The organism is Pseudonocardia pini (genome assembly GCF_013870575.1).
Classification (GTDB): Bacteria; Actinomycetota; Actinomycetes; order Mycobacteriales; family Pseudonocardiaceae; genus Pseudonocardia; species Pseudonocardia pini.
Map to the genome: position 1 here is coordinate 1 of NZ_JACBXB010000622.1, position 3,401 is coordinate 3,401.

Annotated in this window: 3 protein-coding genes; 2 read left to right on the plus strand and 1 reads right to left on the minus strand. The window is 74.6% G+C overall.

The window, feature by feature from the left end; all coding sequences use genetic code 11:
- The first annotated feature begins 86 nt into the window (after positions 1–86).
- Together ruvX and H5J29_RS25955 are read left to right on the plus strand one after the other, a co-directional pair.
- The gene (ruvX, locus tag H5J29_RS25950) at positions 87–503 is read left to right on the plus strand and encodes a Holliday junction resolvase RuvX (protein ID WP_376768573.1); all 417 of its coding nucleotides are present in this window, start codon (positions 87–89) and stop codon (positions 501–503) included.
- Between the two features lie 75 nt (positions 504–578).
- On the plus strand, positions 579–1,778 hold the full coding sequence (locus H5J29_RS25955; protein ID WP_312858413.1) for an endolytic transglycosylase MltG: 1,200 nt from the start codon (positions 579–581) through the stop codon (positions 1,776–1,778).
- A gap of 234 nt (positions 1,779–2,012) precedes the next feature.
- Here the strand turns inward: H5J29_RS25955 and H5J29_RS25960 are convergent, their stop codons facing one another.
- Complete coding sequence (locus H5J29_RS25960; protein ID WP_312858414.1) at positions 2,013–2,876, minus strand: spermidine synthase; 864 nt, start codon at positions 2,874–2,876, stop codon at positions 2,013–2,015.
- Positions 2,877–3,401: the final 525 nt, after the last annotated feature.

The following is a 3,401-nucleotide window of genomic DNA, read 5'->3' on the forward strand; positions in this document are numbered from 1 at the left end:
CCGCGCCAAGCGCAAGCCGTTGTCGGCGGCACGGACCCGTCGGGCGTCGCCGCGGCCATCCAGAAGCTGCGCGAGGCCGTCCGCGGGTGAGTGTGATCACGCCGCGGGGGCGTCGGCTGGGTGTCGACGTCGGATCGGTGCGCGTCGGGGTCGCCCTGTGCGATCCCGACGGGCTCATCGCCACCCCGTTGGAGACGGTCCCGCGGGAGGGCGCGGCGGCCCGGATCGCCGCGCTGGTCGAGGAGCACTCCGCGGTGGAGGTCGTCCTCGGCCTGCCGCGGACCCTCGCGGGCCGCGAGGGGCCGGCGGCCGAGGCGGCGCTGGCCTTCCAGGAGGAGCTCGCAGGCGTCGGCGTGCCCGTCGTGCTGCAGGACGAGCGGCTGACCACGGTCGTGGCGACCCAGCAGCTGCGGGGCCGGGTGAAGGGCCGCAAGCAGCGCGCCGTGATCGACCAGGCCGCCGCCGTGGCCATCCTGCAGGGGTATCTCGACGCCCGCGGCTGAGCGGCCGTTACTCTCCGGGACTGTGAACGGGACATCACGCCCAGGCCGCCTCGCGCACCGGGTGGACACCGCGGCGTGAACCACCCGACCGGTCCCTTCCTGACCCGCCGCGAGGAGCTCGCCGCGCGGCGGGCCGAGCTGCGGGAGAACGCCCGCCGTCGGCGCAGGCGCGGGGTGTTGGTCCTGCTCGCCGCTCTGCTGCTCCTCGGTGTGGTGTTCGGCGGTGGCGCCTACCTGGTCGGGTCGCGGTTCTTCACGGACGACTTCGACGGCCCGGGGGAGGGCGACGCCGTCGTCCGGGTGCTCGACGGGGACACCACCCGGCAGATCGGCACCATGCTCGCCCGGCGCGGCATCGTCGCGAGCCCGGAGGCGTTCACCGAGGCCGCGGCCGAGGACTCCCGGGTGATCGGGATCCAGCCCGGGTACTACCAGGTCAAGCTCAAGATGTCCGGCGAGGCCGCGGTGGCGGCGATGGTCGACCCGGCGTCGCGGGTCGGCAGGCTGGAGATCCGCGGGGGCACCCAGCTGGACGACACCCGCTCGCCCGACGGCACGGTCAGCCCCGGTGTCCTCAGCCTGATCGCGGCCGCGAGCTGCGGCCGGATCGACGGCGCGCAGACCTGCCTCACCGCGGACGACCTGCGCCAGACCATGGCGACCGCCGACCCGGCGTCGCTCGGCGTCCCGGCCTGGGCGGTCGAGGACGTGGCGCGGGCCGAGCCCAACCGCAGGCTCGAGGGCCTGGTCACGCCGGGGATCTACGACGTCGCTCCCGGCACCACGGCCGCCGAGGTCTGGAAGTCCCTGCTGGCGGTGTCGGTGGCGCAGCTGGAGTCCGACGGGCTCACCGGCGACGCCTCGCACGACGGGCTGTCCGCCTACGAGCTACTGGTGCTCTCCTCCATCGTGGAGAAGGAGGCGATCACCCCGGACATGGGCAAGGTCGCCCGGGTGGTCGTCAACCGGCTCGACGCGAACCAGCGCCTGGAGATGGACTCCACGGTCAACTACCCGCTTGACCTGCAGGCCCTGCGCACCACGGCGGAGGCGCGGGCCACCCCGGGTGCGTACAACACGTACCAGAACACGGGGCTGCCGCCGACGCCGATCGCCGCGGCCGGGAAGGACGCCGTCGCCGCGGGCCTCGCCCCCGAGTCGGGCCCCTGGACCTTCTTCGTCCGCTGCCAACCCGACGGCACCAGCTGCTTCGCCACCACCCTGGCCGAACACCAGGCCAACGTGGGCAGAGCGATAGCCAACGGCGCCTTCTGACACCGCCCCCCGACCGCGAGTCCCACACCCCCGCGAGTCCCACACTTCCGACGCGCGAGTCGGACACCACGGCCCGCGAGTCCCTCACTTTCGACGCGCGAGTCGGACACCACGGCCCGCGAGTCCGACACCGCAGCCCGCGGGCCGGTCGCGTCGGGAGCCAGTCCTCCCTGGGTCGTGTGGTGTCGGCGGGTTCGGCGGGACCGTTCGGGCTCGGCACGGTCCGGCGCCGGTTCACTGCCCGAAGAAGCCCGCGGGTGGGATCGGGGAGGGAGTGCTGGAGCGGTCCCGCCGGACCTGGGCGCCGCGGGTGAAGTCCTGGATCTCCCGACCTGACAACACACGTGCCCGGAAGGGGTCGGCGGCGGTCCGGCGGGCCAGCTCCTCGACCGGGAGCGGTCGGCTCGACGCGACCAGCACCACGTTGCCGAACCGCCTGCCCGCCAACAGGTCCGGCGCGGCGATCACGGTGATCTCCGCGAAGTGCTCGGTCGCGGTCGCGACCTGGTCCCGGGCGAAGCCGAGGTCCCCGCCGTCGGCGACGTTCGCGAGGTAGACGCCGTCCGCCGCGAGCACCCGCCGGACGTCCGCGACGAACTCCGTGGACGTCAGGTGGGCCGGGGTGCGGGCGCCCGCGAAGACGTCCAGCACGAGCAGGTCGGCGGAGGCGGCAGGGCGCTCGGCCAGCCGCGCCCGGGCGTCCCCGCTGGTCACCGCCAGCCCGGTGTCCTCGGCGGGCAGCCGCGTGGCGACGAGGTCGATCAGCGCCGCATCGAGCTCGACGACGAGCTGCGCGGATCCCGGTCGGGTCGCGCCCAGGTACCGAGGCAATGTCCATGCGCCGCCGCCGAGATGGAGTGCCCGCAGCGGCGTCCACGGGTCCGCGACCAGGTCGACGACGTGTCCCATCCGGCGGACGTACTCGAACTCGAGATGCTCGGGATCGGCGAGGTCGACGTGGGACTGCGCGGTCCCGTTCACGATGAGGGTCCACCCCAGCGGCCGGTCGGGGTCGCCCACCAGCTCGGCCTCGCCGTGGTCGACCTCCGCCCGCACGACCGCCCGCGCGGTCCCGGGGTCGCGGATCGGTCGGGGCACGCCGTGATCCTGCCCCTCGTCCGACACCGGGGCGCCGACCGGATGGGTGCCAGGGGCGGTGACGCTCACTACCCCGTTCCTCCGACAGGTCGGGCTCCTGGCGACGAGCAGACGGCGACCTGTCCACCGATCCCGGCACCTGTGGACGGATTTCGCCCACTCCAGCCGAGGCACCTGCTCAGCGGACACGATCACGCCACGGACACCTGCCGAGGGCGCAGGTTCCGCGTCGGCCGACGGGCCGGCCGGGTTCCGGAGGGGAGGCGCGATCCCCGCTCCGCGCCCGGCCGGTCGTCGCCGAGGGCAGGGCGGATCGCCATGGCGCAGGTCTGGCGAGATCGGTGTCGGCCGGCCGAGCTCGGCGGGGAAGGCGGACCGGGTGGCGGTCCGCCGGTCTCGACAGGGAGTGCGGGCGTGAACGGAAGTGGGGCGGAATGAGCACCGGGATGGGATGGCCTGCGGGCCAGGAGGCAGTGGCGGCCGGGTGGACCGCCGGGGGCCAGGCCGGCCTGGGTCTGCTGGTGG